Below are 17,793 nucleotides of genomic sequence, written 5' to 3'. Positions count from 1 at the left end.
AGTTGAAAGGGGGATTTTTAGCGATAAAAAAAGCGCCTTAGGCGCTTTTTTTGAAAGTTTACTTGAGGAGGTAACAGTTATTGCTGCTTGTCTGCACTCATGTTACCAGCAAAGATTGCCGCAATATCGATACTGTCAAAGTTGTAAACTGCAGGACAATATTCACAGTCCATTTCAATTTTACCCTCTTCAGCGAGTATGGCTTCAACTTCTGCTTGCTCTAAGGTAGCCAGCGCTTTAGCGCTACGCTCTTTAGAGCAACTGCACTTAAAGGTGACATCGATAGGATCAAATAAGCGCACTTCTTCTTGATGGTATAAACGATGTAACACTTCTTCTGCGGTTAAGCCAAATAGCTCTTCTGACTTGATAGTATGAGTCAGCGCAGATAAGTGTTCGAACTCTTCGTTTTCTTTGTTTTCAGTCGGTAATACCTGTAACAACATACCGGCAGCTTGTTTACCGTCAGCAAATAAACGGATCACTGTGGGTAGCTGCTCAGATTGATTGAAGTATTCTTCTAAACAGGCGGCTAAATCAGCATGCTCAAGAGACACAATACCTTGGTAGCGTTCACCTTCATCAGGGGTTAGGGTAATCACCATAATACCTTGGCCAAACAGCTCCGCCAGTGAAGCGTCATCTGCTAACTCACCTTTCCAGCGGGCTATGCCGCGTAAGGCCTGTAAGTTGCTGCCATTGATAACTGCTAAAGATACTGGGCCATCACCTTGCAATTGCACACTGATGTCGCCAGTAAATTTAATGGTGGCTGTCAACAATGACGTTGCCGCCATTAATTGGCCGATGATGTGCTGTAATGCAACAGGGTAATCATGGGCGGCTAAAATTTCTTGGTAGCTGTTTTCCAGTTGTACCATTTCACCACGGACTTCGGCATTATCGAATAAGTAGCGATGTAATAGATCTTTGCTCATGTGGTCTCTCAATTTGTTGTGCCCTTAAAAAGTTTATAACTCTTTAAAGCGTTTAAGTTGTCGACGTTGCTTTTTATCCGGCTTAGTTTCAGGCGCCGGATTATTTAAGATATTTAATCTCCTGGCTTCAGCATTAAACTCGCGTTTTTTGATGCTTTCAGCCGTTTCTTGATATAGCGTTTGCGCTATAGCAGCCCCTTGTCGATGTTCAGACAATTGAGCAATAATTATTTCCCTATCATCGTGCCCTTGGCGAAGTCGCACTGTTGCACCGACTTCTGCTAGTTTGCTCGATTTGGCTCTTTGGCCGTTATAGTGAACTTTGCCACCATTGATCATGTCTTTTGCTAGCGAGCGAGTTTTATAAAAACGTGCCGCCCATAACCATTTATCTAACCTTACTGACATAGTATTAACTTGAGCTATGCTCATTAAGCCCCCTCAAAAGTGGTATGAGTTCACAAGGTTGACATTTTTCACATGTAAAATGGAGGCAAGAGCCTAAATAGTGGCATTTCTCACAGCCTTTTTAAGCGCGCAAATGTAGCATAATCAGCTGTATTTCGCCAATCCAGATGCTATGGGCTTGTTGCGACAAGCCGTGTAGGTTAGCATGATGCAGTATTTCCTAAATTAACAGAATAAGAACAGCGACCTGTGCTGAGGGTCAAAGCAAATATGGATGTATTAGATAAAGTTATTACCAAGGTTGCGGCTCTTCCTCAAAAGCAGCTGAGCGCGGCCTTCTTTTGGTTAGGGTTAGTGATCGTGCTATCAATTGCTGCTCAGATCACTTGGAAGTTAATGCCTGTTAATTCTCAAGCTGTAGCATGGCAACCATCGCCAACTTCTTCTGCTAGCGCGAAACGTATTGAGCTCAGTGGTGTGCAACAGTTATCACTGTTTGGTAAAAAAGGTGCCAGTGATACCCAAGCGAAAAAGCCCGCTCCAGTGGAACAAATTACCGATGCCCCTAAAACTAACTTGTCTATTTTGCTGACAGGTGTGGTGGCATCAACTTCTGATTCACATGGCCTTGCGGTTATCGAGTCAAAAGGCAGCCAAGAAACCTACAGCCTAGGTGACAAAATCAAAGGCACTTCAGCGTCATTAAAAGAAGTTTATGCCGACCGCATTATTATTACCAATGCGGGCCGCTATGAAACCTTAATGCTTGATGGCTTAAATTACACCACTCAAAGCCAAGCCAATGAATCACTTCAAAAAGCAAAACAAAATCGCACCGTGCAAACGGTTCAGCGCAGTGTGCTCTCTCAAGAGTTAGCCGATTCACGTGATGAATTACTAGCCGATCCGGGTAAATTAACCGACTATCTGGCTATCTCACCAGTCAGCGGTGCAGATGGCATCAGCGGTTATCGATTAAACCCGGGCAAAAATAAGTCTTTATTTGCCTCAGCAGGTTTTAAAGCAAATGATTTAGCCAAATCCATCAACGGCTACGACTTAACTGATATGGGGCAGTCGTTAGAAGTGATGGGGCAATTAGCAGAATTAACCGAAATTGGCGTCATGGTCGAACGTGATGGGCAGTTAGTTGAAATAATTTTTAGTTTGCCAGAATAGTATGGGCAGTAGAGGATTGAAAATAATGAAGAGTTACGGAATTCGACGCAAGTTATTTGCTGGAATGGTTGCCGGTATTGCCATGCTGGCTTCTCAAGCTGCTTGGTCGGAACAGTATGCTGCCAATTTCAAAGGCACAGACATTCAGGAATTCATTAATATTGTGGGTAAAAACCTCAATAAGACCATCATCGTTGATCCTACTGTTCGCGGCAAAATTAACGTCCGCAGTTACGACTTATTAGATGACGAGCAGTACTACCAGTTCTTCCTCAATGTTTTGCAGGTGTATGGCTATGCCGTGGTTGAAATGGAAAACCGCGTTATTAAAGTCATTAAAGATAAAGATGCCAAAACTGCAGCTATTCGCGTCGCTGATGATAACACCCCAGGCTTGGGCGATGAAATGGTCACCCGCATTGTGGCGTTATACAACACCGAAGCTAAACAACTAGCGCCATTACTGCGCCAGCTTAATGATAATGCTGGTGGCGGTAACGTAGTGAACTACGACCCATCTAACGTATTGATGATTTCAGGCCGCGCAGCTGTCGTAAATAAATTAGTCGAAATTGTTCGCCGTGTCGATAAGCAAGGTGATACAGCTGTTGAAGTGGTATCCCTTGAATATGCCTCAGCCGGTGAGATTGTCCGTATTGTTGATACCCTTTATCGCGCCAGCGCTAATCAAGCACAAATGCCCGGTCAAGCGCCAAAAGTGGTGGCTGATGAGCGTATGAACGCCGTTATTGTGAGTGGTGATGAAAAGAGCCGTCAACGCGTGGTCGATCTAATTCGTCGTCTAGATGCTGAGCAAGCTAACACTGGTAACACTAAAGTACGCTACTTACGCTACGCTAAAGCAGAAGATTTAGTCGAAGTGCTAACCGGTTTTGCTGACCAACTCGTGAGCGATCAAGATGCGGGTAAAACCTCGGGTAGCAAGCGTAAAGAAATTAATATTATGGCTCACGTTGATACCAATGCTTTGGTGATCAGCGCTGAACCGGATCAAATGCGCACCATTGAAAGCGTGATTAACCAGTTAGATATTCGCCGTGCACAAGTATTGGTAGAAGCGATTATTGTTGAAGTATCAGAAGGCGATGATGTTGGCTTTGGTATTCAATGGGCATCAGCTGCTGGTGGTGGTACTCAGTTTAATAACTTAGGCCCAACCATAGGTGAGATTGGCGCAGGTGTATGGCAAGCACAAGGTGAAGAAGGCACTACAGTGTGTACCGAAAATGGTACTTGTACTGAAAACCCAGATTCACGTGGTGATATTACCTTACTGGCGCAAGCATTAGGTAAAGTGAACGGCATGGCTTGGGGCGTGGCAATGGGTGACTTCGGCGCCTTAATCCAAGCGGTTTCAAGTGATACCAAATCAAACGTACTTGCAACACCGTCGATTACCACCCTTGATAACCAAGAAGCATCATTCATCGTTGGTGACGAAGTACCTATTCTTACCGGTAGCCAAAACTCAAGTAACGGTAACAGCAACCCATTCCAAACCGTTGAACGTAAAGAAGTGGGCGTTAAATTAAAAGTGGTACCACAAGTCAATGAAGGTAATGCGGTTAAGCTGACCATTGAGCAAGAAGTGTCAGGTATTAACGGTAAAACTGGTGTCGATGTGACCTTTGCAACTCGTCGCTTAACTACCACGGTTATGGCAGATTCTGGTCAGATTGTAGTACTGGGCGGTTTGATTAATGAAGAAGTACAAGAGTCAGTACAAAAAGTGCCATTTTTAGGTGACTTACCGATTATCGGTCACTTATTTAAGTCTTCATCAAGCGGTAAGAAAAAGAAGAACTTGATGGTATTTATCAAGCCAACCATTATTCGTGACGGTATCACCATGGAAGGCATCGCTGGTCGTAAATATAACTACTTCCGCGCCCTGCAACTTGAGCAACAAGAGCGCGGCGTAAACTTAATGCCTAAGACCAATGTGCCAGTGTTAACTGAGTGGGATCAAGAAGCTTATTTACCTGATGAAGTGAACGAAGTGCTTAATCGTTACAAAGAAGGTAAAGAGTTAGAAACTAAGATGCGCGAAACAGACCCTGCGCTTAAGCATATTAGCGAAAGAAAAGATCTAGACAATGCCGTCACTGAAGCTGCTGAAACCGAACAAGAAGATGATGCCAATGAGTGAAGCAGCAATGACTGAACAATTGGCACAGGTGTCTACCGATTTAGGCTTAGAAGCCGAAGAGCTTAATGATGAGGTGTTTCACTCCAACAGTCGTGAACGCCTGCCATTTGCTTTTTCTCATCGCTTTAATTTGGCATTGGCCAAAGAAGCCGATGCCCTAAAGCTTTACTACACCAGTAATACCCCACTTGATGCCATGCTTGAAGTGCGCCGTTATGCCGGTGAAGATCTGGTGTTAGTCAAGCTGCCGGTAGAAGACTTTGAAGCGAAATTAACCCACACATTCCAGGCTAATTCATCAGAAGCCCAGCAGCTGATGGAAGACATTGGTAATGAAATGGATTTATTTACCCTCGCCGAAGAACTGCCACAAACCGAAGATTTGCTCGAAGGTGATGATGACGCGCCAATCATTAAATTGATCAACGCCTTGTTATCAGAAGCCATTAAAGAAGAAGCCTCTGATATCCATATCGAAACCTACGAAAAGCAATTAATCGTCCGTTTCCGTATTGATGGGGTTTTGAAAGAAGTTTTAAAACCTAACCGTAAACTGTCTTCATTGTTGGTTTCACGTATTAAGGTGATGGCGCGTTTAGATATCGCAGAAAAACGTGTGCCGCAAGATGGTCGTATTTCATTACGTATTGCCGGCCGCGCAGTTGATGTGCGTGTCTCTACCATGCCATCAAGCCATGGCGAGCGAGTGGTATTACGACTACTGGATAAAAATACCGGCAACCTAGATTTAAAATTATTGGGTATGACCCTGTCTATCCAAGATGAATTTGAAGCGTTAATTCGTAAACCGCACGGTATTATTTTGGTTACCGGCCCAACAGGTTCAGGTAAAAGTACCACCCTGTATGCGGGGTTAACTGAGATTAACTCCAAAGACACCAACATTTTAACCGTTGAAGATCCGATTGAATATGAACTGGAAGGCATTGGCCAAACTCAAGTGAATATGAAAGCGGATATGACCTTCGCCCGTGGTTTGCGGGCGATATTACGTCAAGATCCTGATGTGGTCATGATTGGTGAAATCCGAGATTTAGAAACCGCACAAATTGCAGTGCAAGCTTCACTAACCGGTCACATGGTTATTTCGACCTTGCATACCAACACGGCATCGGGCGCGATTACTCGTCTGCAAGATATGGGTGTTGAGCCTTTCTTGGTGTCTTCAAGCTTACTGGGTGTATTAGCCCAGCGACTTATTCGTACCTTGTGTAACGAATGTAAGGTCGAGCATGAGCCAGATGAGCGTGAGCGCGAATTATTAGGCATAACGGTCAATGATACCCGAGTGATTTATCGCGCTAAAGGCTGTAAAGCCTGTGGTCATAATGGTTATCGAGGTCGTACCGGTATCCATGAATTACTCACTGTTGATGACAACGTTCGTGAATTAATTCACGGTGGCCGCGGTGAGTTAGCCATTGAAAAGTATGTCCGTCAAACGATTCCAAGTATCCGTCATGATGGCATGAGCAAAGTACTGAAAGGGGTTACCACCCTTGAAGAAGTATTGCGCGTGACCCGCGAGGAGTAATCAATGGCAGCGTTTGAATATAAAGCCCTTGATAGCAATGGTAAACAGCAAAAAGGGGTGATAGAGGCTGATACGGCTCGTCATGCACGTAGTCAGCTACGTGAACAGCGCTTAATGCCCTTAGAGCTAGAACCGGTTGCTGAAAAAGAAGCCAAGGCCAAAAGCGGTGGGCTTAAGTTTTTCAAACGTGGTATCTCGGTTGCAGAGCTTGCTTTAATTACCCGTCAAATCGCCACTTTAGTTGCTGCAGGTTTACCCATTGAGGAATCACTCAAAGCGGTAGGCCAGCAATGTGAAAAAGATCGTCTTGCCAGTTTGGTAATGGCGGTGCGCTCGCGGGTTGTTGAAGGGTACAGCTTGGCTGATTCTTTAGCCGAATTCCCCCACGTATTTGATGATTTGTACCGCGCTATGGTGGCATCAGGTGAAAAGTCTGGTCATTTAGAAGTGGTACTAAACCGCTTAGCCGATTACACCGAACGTCGCCAGCAACTGAAATCTAAGCTAACTCAGGCAATGATTTACCCTATGGTATTAACCATTGTTGCCATTGGGGTAATTGCCGTATTACTGGCAGCAGTGGTACCTAAGGTGGTTGGTCAGTTTGAACACATGGGTCAAGAGCTACCCGGTTCAACTCAGTTTTTGATCCTCGCCTCTGATTTTGTGCAAAATTATGGGGTATTTGTGCTTGTGGCACTGATTGGTTTGTTTGCACTACTAAAGCAGCTGCTAAAAAAACCAAACTTTAGAATGCAATATGACACCTGGTTACTCAAAGCACCGGTTATTGGCAAAGTCAGTAAAGGCCTGAATACCGCCCGTTTTGCGAGAACCTTAAGTATCTTGTCAGCAAGTTCTGTACCTTTGCTTGAGGGCATGCGTATTGCCAGTGAAGTGCTGCAAAACGTCAAAGTGCGCGCAGCAGTGGATGATGCTACAGCAAGAGTGCGTGAAGGTACCAGCCTGGGCGCGGCGCTAACTAATACCAAACTTTTTCCGGCTATGATGCTCTATATGATTGCATCAGGCGAAAAAAGTGGTCAGCTGGAGCAAATGCTAGAACGTGCTGCAGATAACCAAGACAGAGAATTTGAATCTAATGTGAATATTGCCTTAGGGGTATTTGAACCCATGCTCGTGGTCAGTATGGCCTCGGTGGTGTTATTTATCGTGATGGCAATTTTACAGCCTATTTTAGAATTGAATAACTTGATCAGCGCTTAAGTATCCAAGTTATTTACTATTTATTGTTAGCGCACCGAGTGTGCGCGTCGGAGGAAGTTGTTAATGCAAACTAATCGAAATCAAACCCGTGGTAAACAAGCTGGTTTTACCTTACTTGAAGTCATGGTCGTGATTGTTATTTTAGGTATTTTGGCCTCTATGGTGGTACCTAACTTAATGGGTAACAAAGATAAAGCTGATATCCAAAAAGCCGTTTCTGACATTGTAGCGTTAGAAAACACCCTCGATATGTACCGCCTAGATAACAGTGTTTATCCAACAACGGAGCAAGGCTTAGATGCGTTAGTGCAAAAGCCAACCTCGTCACCTGAGCCACGTAATTACCGCCCAGACGGTTACATTAAGCGTTTACCACAGGATCCTTGGCGTAACGATTACTACCTATTAAGTCCTGGCGAAAATGGCCGTATTGATATTTTCAGTGCCGGTCCTGATGGCCAAGTGGGAACTGAAGATGATATCGGCAACTGGAATCTGCAAAACTTCCAGTAAGCACGAAGTCTAATAGCAGATGATGATATCTAAACGCCAATCGGGGTTCACCCTCTTAGAAGTATTGCTGGTTGCCTTATTGATGGGGTTAGCTGCGGCTGCCGTCACGATGACAACCAGTACTTCAGGGCCTGAGCAAGCGTTAAAAAAAACGGCCCGTCAGTTTATTGCGACCACTGAATTAGTGATTGAAGAAACCATTTTAAGCGGTCAATTCTTAGGTGTCGTCGTCGAAGAAGATGAATATCAATTTGTCTATTACGATGAAAAAAAATGGCACCCTATAACCCAAGATCGTCAACTGGCCCCAAGGCAAATGGACCCGGGTGTGAGTTTGAGTCTACTGCTTGATGGCTTGCCATTAGTTCAAGAAGATGAAGATGATGAATCTTGGTTTGATGAGCCATTAATTGAAGCCTCAAAAGAAGATAAAAAGAAAAATCCCGAGCCGCAAATTTTACTGTTTCCCAGTGGTGAAATGTCGACGTTTGAGTTGAGTTTTTTGACCGATGACGACCAAGGTAAAGAGATTGAAGTGCTAGTGGTGGGTGATGCATTAGGGCGTTTAGCCATAGGAAGCTTTGATGAAATACAGTAAAGGTATGACCTTACTTGAAGTCATAGTGGCCTTGGCGGTGTTTTCTATTGCTGCGGTTGCTGTCACCAAAAGCATTGGTGATCAAATGGCCAACCTGCCGATTTTAGAAGAGCGAACCTTAGCCCAATGGGTTGCTAGCAATCAAATGGTTGAGGTTAGATTAACGCAGCCTTTTCCTGAGCTGGGCACTAAAAATGGTCAGGTAGAGTTAGCCGATAAAGATTGGTATTGGCGTCAGGAAGTGATTAAAACCACCGACGACAATTTCAGAATGATCAGAGTATTAGTCAGTGATGATGACAGATTTAATCGCACCGTCGCACAAGTGAGTAGCTATGTTCACAATGAAGGCTAAGCGCTCAAGACACAGCGACAATCATCGCCAAGCAGGCTTTACTTTGCTGGAAATGATGATTGCTATTGGTATTTTTGCCATGATCGGGCTGGCATCGAACTCGGTACTGTCAACCGTGATGAAAAACGATGAAGCCACCAAAGAATTTTCAATCCGTTTGAAAGCCTTACAGCAAGGTTTTGGCATTATCGAACGTGATTTAGGCCAGATGGTAGCCCGAACACAACGTGGCCTAGACGGCGAGCGTACCACCACTGTGTTTCAAACGGGCGATAACATGCTGGACTCAGAAACCGAAGCGCTGGTGTTTTTCCGTTTAGGTTGGCTCAACCCTGATGGCATGTTGCCAAGGGGTAGTTTGCAATCGGTGTCATATGTGGTGCAAGAAGGCCGCTTAGAGCGTTGGTACTATCCTTACCCTGAGCCAGAAATTGGTGCAGAGCCATTAAAAAGTTTGATCATTAAAGATGTTATCTCCATCGAGTATTCGTTTTTTGTCGGTGATAAATGGGAGCGTAAAGTTGATGCTTCACAACTGCCACTTGGCATCGCGATGAAATTAGAAATTGAAGGCTTAGGTATCATTGAGCGTCGTTTTCTACTGCCTAAAGGTGGCGGTGATGCCGCAGCCAGTAACGGCGACAATAACGATGATAATGGCAGTAACGATAATACTGATAACGACAATGATACTGATGGCTCTAGCACGGGTGAAGACGGATGATGAAATATCAGTCGCCGGGGTTGCGTAAACAGCGCGGAGTCGCGTTATTAGTGGTGTTACTGGTGGTCGCTTTAGTGGTGATTATTGCGACCAATATTACCAGCCGTAATCAGTTATCCATGCGCCGTACCTTGAATTTAGCCCAGTATGATCAAGCCTATTGGTATGCTATTTCGGCAGAAGAATTAGGTAAAAAGATTTTAAAGCAAGATATGGAAGATGCTGACGGCACCGTACATTTACAGCAATATTGGGCTTTAGCTGATGTGATTTTTCCGGCTGAATACGGCGAAATTGGCGGTGAGATTAAAGATATGCGTTCTTGTTTTAATCTTAACGCTTTATCAGTTAAGTCAACAGAAGTTGAAAATGGCCAACCTAAATTATCATTAGCCGCGACTCAGTATATGTCACTGTTGGTTGCCCTAGGTATGGATGAATTTGGCGCCGAGCGGCTGACCCATACTTTGATTGATTATATTGACGAAGATACGGTAGCAATGCCCTATGGCGCTGAAGATGCCGATTATGAGTCTCGTAATACGCCATATCGAGCAGCGAATACCTTGATGAATCATCGCAGTGAGCTGCGGGCGGTATTAGGATATAACCAGCAAGTGTATTTAACCTTGTTGCCTTATATTTGCGCGATACCAGGTAATAACCAACAATTGCTTAATGTGAATACCCTAGAGGTTGAACAAGCAGCATTGTTAGTGGGTATGCTAGAAAACAAGATTAGCCAAAGCGATGCGGAAAGTTTAATTAACCAACGACCTGCAGATGGCTTCGAAACCGCAGCAGAGTTTTGGGAAAATAATTCCTTAGCGAGTTTAGCCACTGAAAGTAATATGAAATCGAGCATAGTGGTCGATAGTAATTACTTCTTATTAAAAGCGGGCGCTAAAGTGGATAATGCGATGTTTAGAATGGATAGCGTTTTGCGTCGCAGTAATAACAAGTTTGATGTGATCAGTCGTCAATACGGTGATCAGCAATAATGAATATGGGTAACAATCCGCTTCAATTAACCTTGGCTAGTTTGGCCTGTGGCAGTTTGAAGCTTGTGGAGAATGACAGTGTCTGAACGGCTTTTTATCCGATTAGGGAAAACATCAACAAGTCCTTGTTCGTGGCTGGTATGGTCAGAACAAGAGCAAGAAATTATTGCTTCAGGTGAGTTAAGTGATGCAGCGAGCTTAACCAGTTTGACTGAGCGCGCGGGCAATCGTCCGGTGGATGTGTTGGTGCCAGCGGCCAGTATGACATTGACTCAAATTGCATTGCCTGAAAAAAATCAGCGCCAAGCGTTAAAGGCACTCCCTTTCATGCTAGAAGAAACCATCGCCTCTGATGTTGAAACCATGCACTTTGTGGTTGGCCCCCGTGATGGTGAGCAGCTAAATGTCGCCGCAGTGGCCCATGAGCAAATGCAAAACTGGTTATCTTGGCTGCTTGATGCTGGCATTAAAGTAAAGAGTATTGTCCCTGATTGTTTAGCCTTACCGTTGGATCAATGTAGCTGGGCTGCGCTGGATATGGGTGATGAATTGTTACTGCGTACCGGTGAAGGTAGTGGTGTGAGCTTGCCAAAAACATGGTTAGATTTCGCCTTACCTGAGCTGCTATCGCGTCGAAGTGATGCCGATTCTGCGCTAAAAATTGCCGCCTATAGCGAAGACTTAGTGTTTACCAATGCTGAGGTGGAAGCGAAACCATTAGATATTCCGATGATGGTATTGGCAAAGGGTATTTTACAGGCACCGATTAATTTATTAAGCGGTGTGTATCAGCCAAAGCGTGAATACAGCAAGCATCTGATGCTATGGAAAAATGCGGCTATTGTAGCGGTTATTGCTATCGTACTTGGGCTAGTGAATAAAGGCTTAACCATTCATCAGTTGAATCAACAAACCGCTGAAATAAAACAGCAAAGTGAAGCGATATTTAAGCGTGTTAGTCCAGGGGTAAACCGGATTGTTAATATTCGCTCGCAGCTGGACTCACAATTGCGCAGTCTTAAAGGTCAAGGTGGCGGTGCTGCTTTCTTTGACATGCTTGATGGTCTGAAAGAGTCATTTCAAAAAGTGCCCGATTTAAAACCGAACTCAATTCGTTTTGATGCAAGTCGTAATGAACTGCGCATGCAAGTGACGGCAAAAAGTTATGATCACGTGGATAAATTCAAGCAACTGGTTGAAGCGCGTTATGAGTTTGATATGGGTGCCATCAATAGCGGTGACAATGAAGTGAATACCACAATTACCTTGAAGGGCAAATAAGATGGAAAATTTGCAAATTTGGTGGCGTGGACTCGCGCAACGTGAACAGCAATTAGTCGGCAGTTGCGCAGTGTTTGTGGTTATTGGAATTTTGTATTGGGGCATTTGGAGCCCGATTGCAACTGCGGCAGACAATGCTGAAAAAGATCATCAAGCAGCCAAGCAAACCTTAAATTATGTTAAACAATCGGCGAATAAAATTGCCGGTTTAAAACAACAAGGTTCTGGGCCAAGAGCATCAGGCAGCTTAAGTTCGATTGTGAACCAATTAGCTGGCCAATATGATTTAGACATTACCCGTATGCAGCCACAGGGCAATAAAATCCAATTATGGATGGACGATGTGCCATTTGACAGCTTACTTGATTACTTGCATGAACTGGTTGAAGAAAAAGGCTTAACCCTAGAAAGTGTTGATGTATCAGAGTCTGACTTGGCAGGTTATGTCAAAGTGCGCCGTATTCAGTTATCTAAGTAAGTAGGTATAGTAGTGAGTTTGATTAAGAAAATTATTTTAGGTGTTTTTGTTTACCTGATCTTTTTGGTGGTATTTATCCCAGCAAATTGGCTAGTGGGGATTGCGCCATTACCCAATAATATCAAGGTAAGCGGTGTTAGTGGTACATTGTGGCAAGGCTCTGCTGATTTGGTGTCGATTGATCGCCGTTTGATTGAACAGGTGTCATGGGATTTAAATCCTTGGACATTATTTATTGGTCAGCTCTATGTCGATCTGCAGATTGGTAGCCGGGCAACGCCAGTTAGTGGGCAGGGTGATATTAGTTGGTCTTTAGCAGGTGTCTCAGCTGAAAACTTGCGCTTTGAAGCGCCGAATAAATTTTTATTAGGCAACGCAAAATTACCCTTTAGAACCATGGTAGATGGTGATGTCAGTTTAATTGTTGAAAGCCTTAAGCAAGGTACGCCTTGGTGTGAGCAGTTAACCGGTAAGCTATTTTTGAATGCTATTGATGTTAAAAATCAGTTTGGTGAATATCCTTTAGGGGATATCGCCCTAGGGTTGAGTTGTATTGATGGCCAAGTGCAATTGATGACTGATGACTCAATGAACAAAATGGGGATTCAAGGTAGCGCAACTTTAGGTGAAAATAATCGTATTGTGGTTAGTGCTAAGATCAAACCGACCCATGAGCAGCCACAAGATTTAACCCAAGCTTTAAGCTTTTTGGGTAAACAAGATAGCCAAGGCTATTACCCTGTTAATTATCAGGGCACGATTCCAGGGTTGTAGTAACGACTGCTTCATCAGAAATTTGAAAGGCAGCTGAATCACATCAGCTGCCTTTTTTATTGGCTATAAATTATTAGCTACCATAGGCACTTAGCCTTTAACTGCAGCTAATAAGTCTTGATGTAAGAGTTGGTAATCATCAATGGCAGGAAAATCGATAAAATCCTTATTGGGCTTTTGACTGTCAGGATTGCTAATACCTAATTGAAAGCCAACACCCGCCAAACGTGATGCTTCAAGAATATTTTCATTGTCATCAACAAACAAACAGCGGCTTGGATCTAAATCATACTTCGCGAATGCTTGCTTCCAAAATTCAGGGTGCTCTTTAGGATAACCCGTTTCATGGCTCGACATCATTCCATCTAGGCCTCTTGCCAGTTCAGTATGTTCTAATTTAAGTTCTAGGCTTTTAGGATGGGCATTGGTTAACAGGATTCTTTGTTTACCTGCCGTAGCGAGCGCCTCTAAAAAGGGCATGCTGTCTTGGCGCATTTGAATTCGCTCAACCAGTGAATAATGCAGGGTGAGAATATCTATGTCTAATTGTTGCTGCCAAAAATCAATGCAATACCAGTCTAGGGTGCCAACAACCTTATGGTAAGACTGCTCGACTAGCGCCTGCGCTTGGGCTAAGGAAATTTGCTTTTGTGTACTAAGCTGTTGAGGTACCAAAGTTAACCAAAAATGGTTATCAAAATGCAAATCCAGCAAGGTGCCGTCCATATCGAGCAAAACTGTGTCTATCTTATGCCAAGGAAACATGTAAATTCCGGTTGTAGAATATAGCTAGGGTAGTAAGATTGTAACTGGTCTTACTAAATTCGTCATATACGAGGTTTTAATGACATCACGGCATAAAAAGCCCGAAATTCTTCATCGCGAAATTGTCGCCAAAAGTCGACTGTTTCAGATAGAACAGCTGCACCTAAAATTTTCTAATGGCATTGAGCGTCAATATGAACGAATGAGTGGTGGCAGCCGCGGTGCGGTCATGATTGTGCCTGTGCATCAAGGTCAATTTTTGTTGGCTAAAGAATATGCCGCAGGCACTGATAATTATGAGTTGGGTTTTCCTAAAGGCTTGATTGATCCCGGCGAAGAGGCTGTTGAAGCCGCGAATCGTGAGTTACAAGAAGAAATCGGTTTTGCCAGTCGTAAGCTGACCTTATTGAAAGAATTAAGCTTAGCGCCAGGTTATTTTGCCAGTAAGATGCAAATTTTCATTGCTGAAGATTTATATGAAAGCAGCCTAGAAGGTGATGAGCCTGAACCTATTGAAGTTATTCCGTGGGCGCTTGGTGAATGGCAAGCGTTACTGGATAACACTGATTTTTCAGAATCGAGAAGTGTGAGTGCATTATTTTTAGCCCAACAACATTTACAAGGTTAATCTTGCTACTGTGTTAGCGGCTAAATTTAGCCAATTGAGATGTTGTAAGCGTTATTACTGACTGATGATTAAAATATTTCAGCTTACTCATCTAATTTAACTACAAATAAATCGTAAATTAGTCTAACTTGACACTATTCAGAGTATTATTTGGCGATTGGAGTCGTTATGAAGCCAGAAGAAGTAATTGAACAAGTCATCAGTATTGCCACCGAGGCGGGTCAAAAAATCCGCGATATTTATTTGAAAGGTGATTTTGATCGCGAAATAAAATCTGATAATACTCCTGTCACCTCAGCGGATCTGGCTGCAAATGAAATTATTTGTACTGAACTTGCTAAATTAACGCCTGATATTCCAATCTTAAGTGAAGAAGCTGCCGATATACCTTTTAATGAGCGTAGCGAGTGGCCACGTTATTGGTTAGTGGATCCATTAGATGGCACTGGTGAATTTATTGCTGGTAGTGGTGACTTTTCAGTGATTATTGCACTCGTTGAGCATAATCGCCCTGTGATGGGGATAGTGTATGTGCCGATGACAAACGTGTGTTACTACGCGATTGCAGGTTTAGGAGCCTACAAACGTGATGCTAACAATGAAGTGCGTATTAGCAGTAAACCACTTACTGATATTAATGAATCAGGTTTACGTCTTGCGGTAAGTCGTCGTCAAGACCCACAATCAGTATTAAAGTTACTCAGTCATCCTAGCAGTTGCGAATTAGTGGTGTTAGGCGGCGCAGCATTAAAGAGTTGTTTAGTGGCCGAAGGCCGAGCTGACTGTTACGTGCGTTTAGGGCCAACCGGTGAGTGGGATACAGGCGCTGCGCAAATTATTCTAGAAGAAGCAGGCGGCGCGTTAATGGATATTAACCTGCAACCGTTAACTTATAATGAACGTGAAACCCTTGAAAATCCAAACTTTATTGTTGTAGGTAGCCCGAATTTACCTTGGGACGATATCCTCACTAATTAGTCAGCTCGACATGACTTATTTAAGCCCTCTAGTAGAGGGCTTTTTTGTGGCCGCCATTTATAAAATACTCATGCTGTCTATAAATTAATGGGTTATGAGCATTGTTTTAATTTTGTTTGCTGTTAGTTTGTTGTTCAAAGCATTATTGATAATAGCGGCTTAAGGGCAAATGCAATGCGTGAAGGAGAGGGGGTGTTCACTCAGAGCTTCATTCATGGCTTAAATTACTTACCAAAATTGTTATCTATTTATATTCAAGGCTATACCTCAGGAATGGCAAAATAAGGATGTTTCATGGTATTAACCAAACGTTTTCTCCCTTACTTCATCACTCAGTGCCTTGGGGCATTAAACGATAATATCTATAAAAATGTGCTGCTATTACTGGTGACTTACAGCCAGGTAGATGCACTACCGATTAGCGTCAATATGTTTGTTAATTTAGCTGCCGGAGTGTTTATTTTACCGTTTTTCTTATTTTCAGCCCATGCAGGTGTCGTGGCTGACAATATGGACAAAGCGCGACTGATAAGACGACTTAAATTACTGGAGCTTATCATCATGTCTTGCGCGGCTTTTGCCATATTGTCGCAAAGCTATTTGCTGATGTTGGTGCTGCTATTTCTTACTGGCAGTCAATCGGCTTACTTTGGCCCAGTTAAGTATTCCTTATTGCCACAAACGCTTAAAGAAGATGAGTTAGTTACTGGTAATGCTTGGGTTGAAATGGGCACCTTTATCTCGATCCTTGCTGGCACCTTGTCTGCAGGTTTGTTAGTGGCAAGTGAGCATAGTTTACTTGGCGCTGCGGTGACTGTGGTGACGTTATCTATTGCTGGTTACTTATCAAGCCGGGCTATTCCTGCATTACCGCCACAAGGCACAATCAGTAAAATTCGTTTTACCCCTTTTACGGGAACATGGCGCAGTATTGCCAAAGTAAGGCAAACCCCAAGTATCTGGATGGCTATTCTCGCCATTAGCTGGTTTTGGTTTTTGGGCGCCACTTATTTAACCCAGTTTCCTAACTTTGCCAAATTACACCTGTATGCCGATGCCACCGTGGTGTCGTTATTGTTGGCATTATTTTCCATTGGTATCGGCATTGGCTCGTGGGTATGTGAGCGGATTTCCTATGGTCATGTGGAGTTAGGCGTGCTGCCGTTTGGGGTTTTAGGTTTAACGGTATTTGGGGTTGATTTAATTTTTGCTATTCCGCCAGCGCCATTAGATAGCAGTTTTGTTTACAGCTTTAGTAGCTTTATCGCAGATCCGCAGCATTATCGGCTGATGGTTGATTTGCTGTTTATTGGCTTAAGTGGTGGATTATTCATTGTGCCCTTGTATGCCTTTATTCAATCTAGGGCTGCACCAGGGGAGTGTGCCCAAGCTATTGCGGCAAACAATATTAATAATGCCTTATTCATGGTGATGGCGGCAATACTATCTATGTTGTTACTTGGCGTTTTAGAGTGGAGTATTCCGCAATTATTTTTACTCCTTGGTGGGTTGAACACTGCGGTGGCGTTATATGTGTATGCTCAGGTACCTGAGTTTGCTCAGCGCTTTATCAGTTACTTGTTGAGCCACTTGATGTACCGCGTCAGTGTTAATGGGCGTCTCAATATTCCGGCGCAGGGAGCTGGGGTGATTGTCTGTAATCATGTTAGCTATGTTGATGCCTTAATTATTATGGGTGCATCCACCCGTCCTATTCGTTTTGTGATGGATAAATCCATCAGTGAAATTCCGCTATTAAAATATCTCTTTCGCCATGCTGGAGTTATTCCTATTTGCTCACCTAAAAAGTGTGAAACCACCTACAAGCAAGCATTTGAGCTAATCCATGAAGCCCTTGGTAATGAGGAGCTAGTGTGTATTTTCCCTGAAGGACGTTTATCTGTTGATGGTGAAATTGCTGAGTTTAGACCCGGTATCGAAGCGATTTTAGCGAGAGATTCCGTCACAGTAATCCCGATGTCATTACAAGGCTTATGGGGCTCATACTTTAGCCATAAAGGCGGCCATGCACTGACAACACTGCCGAAGCGTTTTTGGTCTAGGGTGACTGTGAATATTGATGCAGCGGTCGATGGGGTCTCACTGGGTCGCCATGGGCTACAAGCTAAGGTCACTGAGTTATTTGATAGCACAACTACTCGTTAAATGAGAGCGCTAATGGTCGTTAAGTGATGGAGCTAAAACACGAGTATAAGTGATT

The 17,793-nt window shown here is 43.6% G+C and carries 18 protein-coding genes; 15 read left to right on the top strand and 3 right to left on the bottom strand.

Features of this window, described 5'->3' with window-relative positions; genetic code table 11:
* Positions 1-77 precede the first annotated feature (77 nt).
* Entirely contained in the window at positions 78-938 is an 861-nt protein-coding gene (gene hslO / locus BCU57_RS17960; RefSeq protein ID WP_076541343.1) for an Hsp33 family molecular chaperone HslO, read from the bottom strand.
* 33 nt (positions 939-971) lie between these two features.
* Entirely contained in the window at positions 972-1,370 is a 399-nt protein-coding gene (gene hslR / locus BCU57_RS17955) for a ribosome-associated heat shock protein Hsp15 (protein WP_102436019.1), read from the bottom strand.
* A gap of 246 nt (positions 1,371-1,616) precedes the next feature.
* Here hslR and gspC point away from each other — a divergent pair, with 246 nt between their 5' ends.
* The 12 genes from gspC to gspN all read left to right on the top strand — a co-directional run bounded on the left by gspC (position 1,617) and on the right by gspN (position 13,201).
* Entirely contained in the window at positions 1,617-2,525 is a 909-nt protein-coding gene (gene gspC / locus BCU57_RS17950; RefSeq protein ID WP_102436021.1) for a type II secretion system protein GspC, read from the top strand.
* A gap of 25 nt (positions 2,526-2,550) precedes the next feature.
* Entirely contained in the window at positions 2,551-4,695 is a 2,145-nt protein-coding gene (gene gspD, locus BCU57_RS17945) for a type II secretion system secretin GspD (RefSeq protein WP_102436023.1), read from the top strand.
* A 7-nt stretch (positions 4,696-4,702) separates the two neighbouring features.
* Positions 4,703-6,250 (top strand): type II secretion system ATPase GspE, encoded by a 1,548-nt coding sequence (gene gspE / locus BCU57_RS17940; protein ID WP_372000425.1) that lies wholly within the window; start codon positions 4,703-4,705, stop codon positions 6,248-6,250.
* 3 nt (positions 6,251-6,253) lie between these two features.
* Entirely contained in the window at positions 6,254-7,477 is a 1,224-nt protein-coding gene (gene gspF, locus BCU57_RS17935) for a type II secretion system inner membrane protein GspF (protein ID WP_102436027.1), read from the top strand.
* Between the two features lie 63 nt (positions 7,478-7,540).
* Positions 7,541-7,990, top strand: coding sequence for a type II secretion system major pseudopilin GspG (gene gspG / locus BCU57_RS17930; protein WP_102436029.1), 450 nt, complete (start codon positions 7,541-7,543; stop codon positions 7,988-7,990).
* A 22-nt stretch (positions 7,991-8,012) separates the two neighbouring features.
* Positions 8,013-8,588 carry a type II secretion system minor pseudopilin GspH gene (gene gspH, locus BCU57_RS17925; RefSeq protein WP_102436031.1) on the top strand — a complete coding sequence of 192 codons (576 nt, stop codon included), beginning with the start codon at positions 8,013-8,015 and terminating at the stop codon, positions 8,586-8,588.
* Complete coding sequence (gspI, locus tag BCU57_RS17920; RefSeq protein WP_076541330.1) at positions 8,575-8,943, top strand: type II secretion system minor pseudopilin GspI; 369 nt, start codon at positions 8,575-8,577, stop codon at positions 8,941-8,943. Before gspH ends, gspI begins: the two co-directional genes overlap by 14 nt.
* Positions 8,924-9,667: a type II secretion system minor pseudopilin GspJ gene (gene gspJ / locus BCU57_RS17915; RefSeq protein ID WP_372000402.1), complete on the top strand. Its 744-nt coding sequence runs from the start codon at positions 8,924-8,926 to the stop codon at positions 9,665-9,667. The genes gspI and gspJ overlap by 20 nt, the downstream gene beginning before the upstream one ends.
* Positions 9,667-10,668 carry a type II secretion system minor pseudopilin GspK gene (gene gspK, locus BCU57_RS17910; RefSeq protein WP_102436065.1) on the top strand — a complete coding sequence of 334 codons (1,002 nt, stop codon included), beginning with the start codon at positions 9,667-9,669 and terminating at the stop codon, positions 10,666-10,668. The genes gspJ and gspK overlap by 1 nt, the downstream gene beginning before the upstream one ends.
* Positions 10,669-10,746: 78 nt before the next feature.
* Positions 10,747-11,949: a type II secretion system protein GspL gene (gspL, locus tag BCU57_RS17905; RefSeq protein ID WP_102436067.1), complete on the top strand. Its 1,203-nt coding sequence runs from the start codon at positions 10,747-10,749 to the stop codon at positions 11,947-11,949.
* A 1-nt stretch (position 11,950) separates the two neighbouring features.
* Positions 11,951-12,427, top strand: a complete 477-nt coding sequence (locus BCU57_RS17900; RefSeq protein WP_102436035.1) for a type II secretion system protein M — start codon at positions 11,951-11,953, stop codon at positions 12,425-12,427.
* Between the two features lie 12 nt (positions 12,428-12,439).
* Positions 12,440-13,201: a type II secretion system protein N gene (gspN, locus tag BCU57_RS17895; protein WP_102436037.1), complete on the top strand. Its 762-nt coding sequence runs from the start codon at positions 12,440-12,442 to the stop codon at positions 13,199-13,201.
* A gap of 90 nt (positions 13,202-13,291) precedes the next feature.
* On the opposite strand, the gene yrfG is transcribed toward gspN, so the two are convergent.
* Complete coding sequence (gene yrfG / locus BCU57_RS17890) at positions 13,292-13,966, bottom strand: GMP/IMP nucleotidase (RefSeq protein WP_102436039.1); 675 nt, start codon at positions 13,964-13,966, stop codon at positions 13,292-13,294.
* Between the two features lie 79 nt (positions 13,967-14,045).
* On the opposite strand from yrfG, the gene nudE reads away from it, so the two are divergent.
* The 3 genes from nudE (at position 14,046) to BCU57_RS17875 (ending at position 17,738) form a co-directional block, all read left to right on the top strand.
* Positions 14,046-14,594 carry an ADP compounds hydrolase NudE gene (nudE, locus tag BCU57_RS17885; RefSeq protein WP_102436041.1) on the top strand — a complete coding sequence of 183 codons (549 nt, stop codon included), beginning with the start codon at positions 14,046-14,048 and terminating at the stop codon, positions 14,592-14,594.
* A 168-nt stretch (positions 14,595-14,762) separates the two neighbouring features.
* Positions 14,763-15,572 carry a 3'(2'),5'-bisphosphate nucleotidase CysQ gene (gene cysQ / locus BCU57_RS17880; RefSeq protein ID WP_102436043.1) on the top strand — a complete coding sequence of 270 codons (810 nt, stop codon included), beginning with the start codon at positions 14,763-14,765 and terminating at the stop codon, positions 15,570-15,572.
* Positions 15,573-15,866: 294 nt separating this feature from the next.
* The gene (locus BCU57_RS17875) at positions 15,867-17,738 is read left to right on the top strand and encodes an MFS transporter (protein ID WP_102436045.1); all 1,872 of its coding nucleotides are present in this window, start codon (positions 15,867-15,869) and stop codon (positions 17,736-17,738) included.
* Positions 17,739-17,793: the final 55 nt, after the last annotated feature.

It is taken from the genome of Shewanella sp. 10N.286.48.B5 (assembly GCF_002874355.2).
In the GTDB taxonomy this organism is placed as follows: Bacteria; Pseudomonadota; Gammaproteobacteria; order Enterobacterales; family Shewanellaceae; genus Shewanella.
This window is presented reverse-complemented; position numbering and strand designations above follow the sequence as displayed.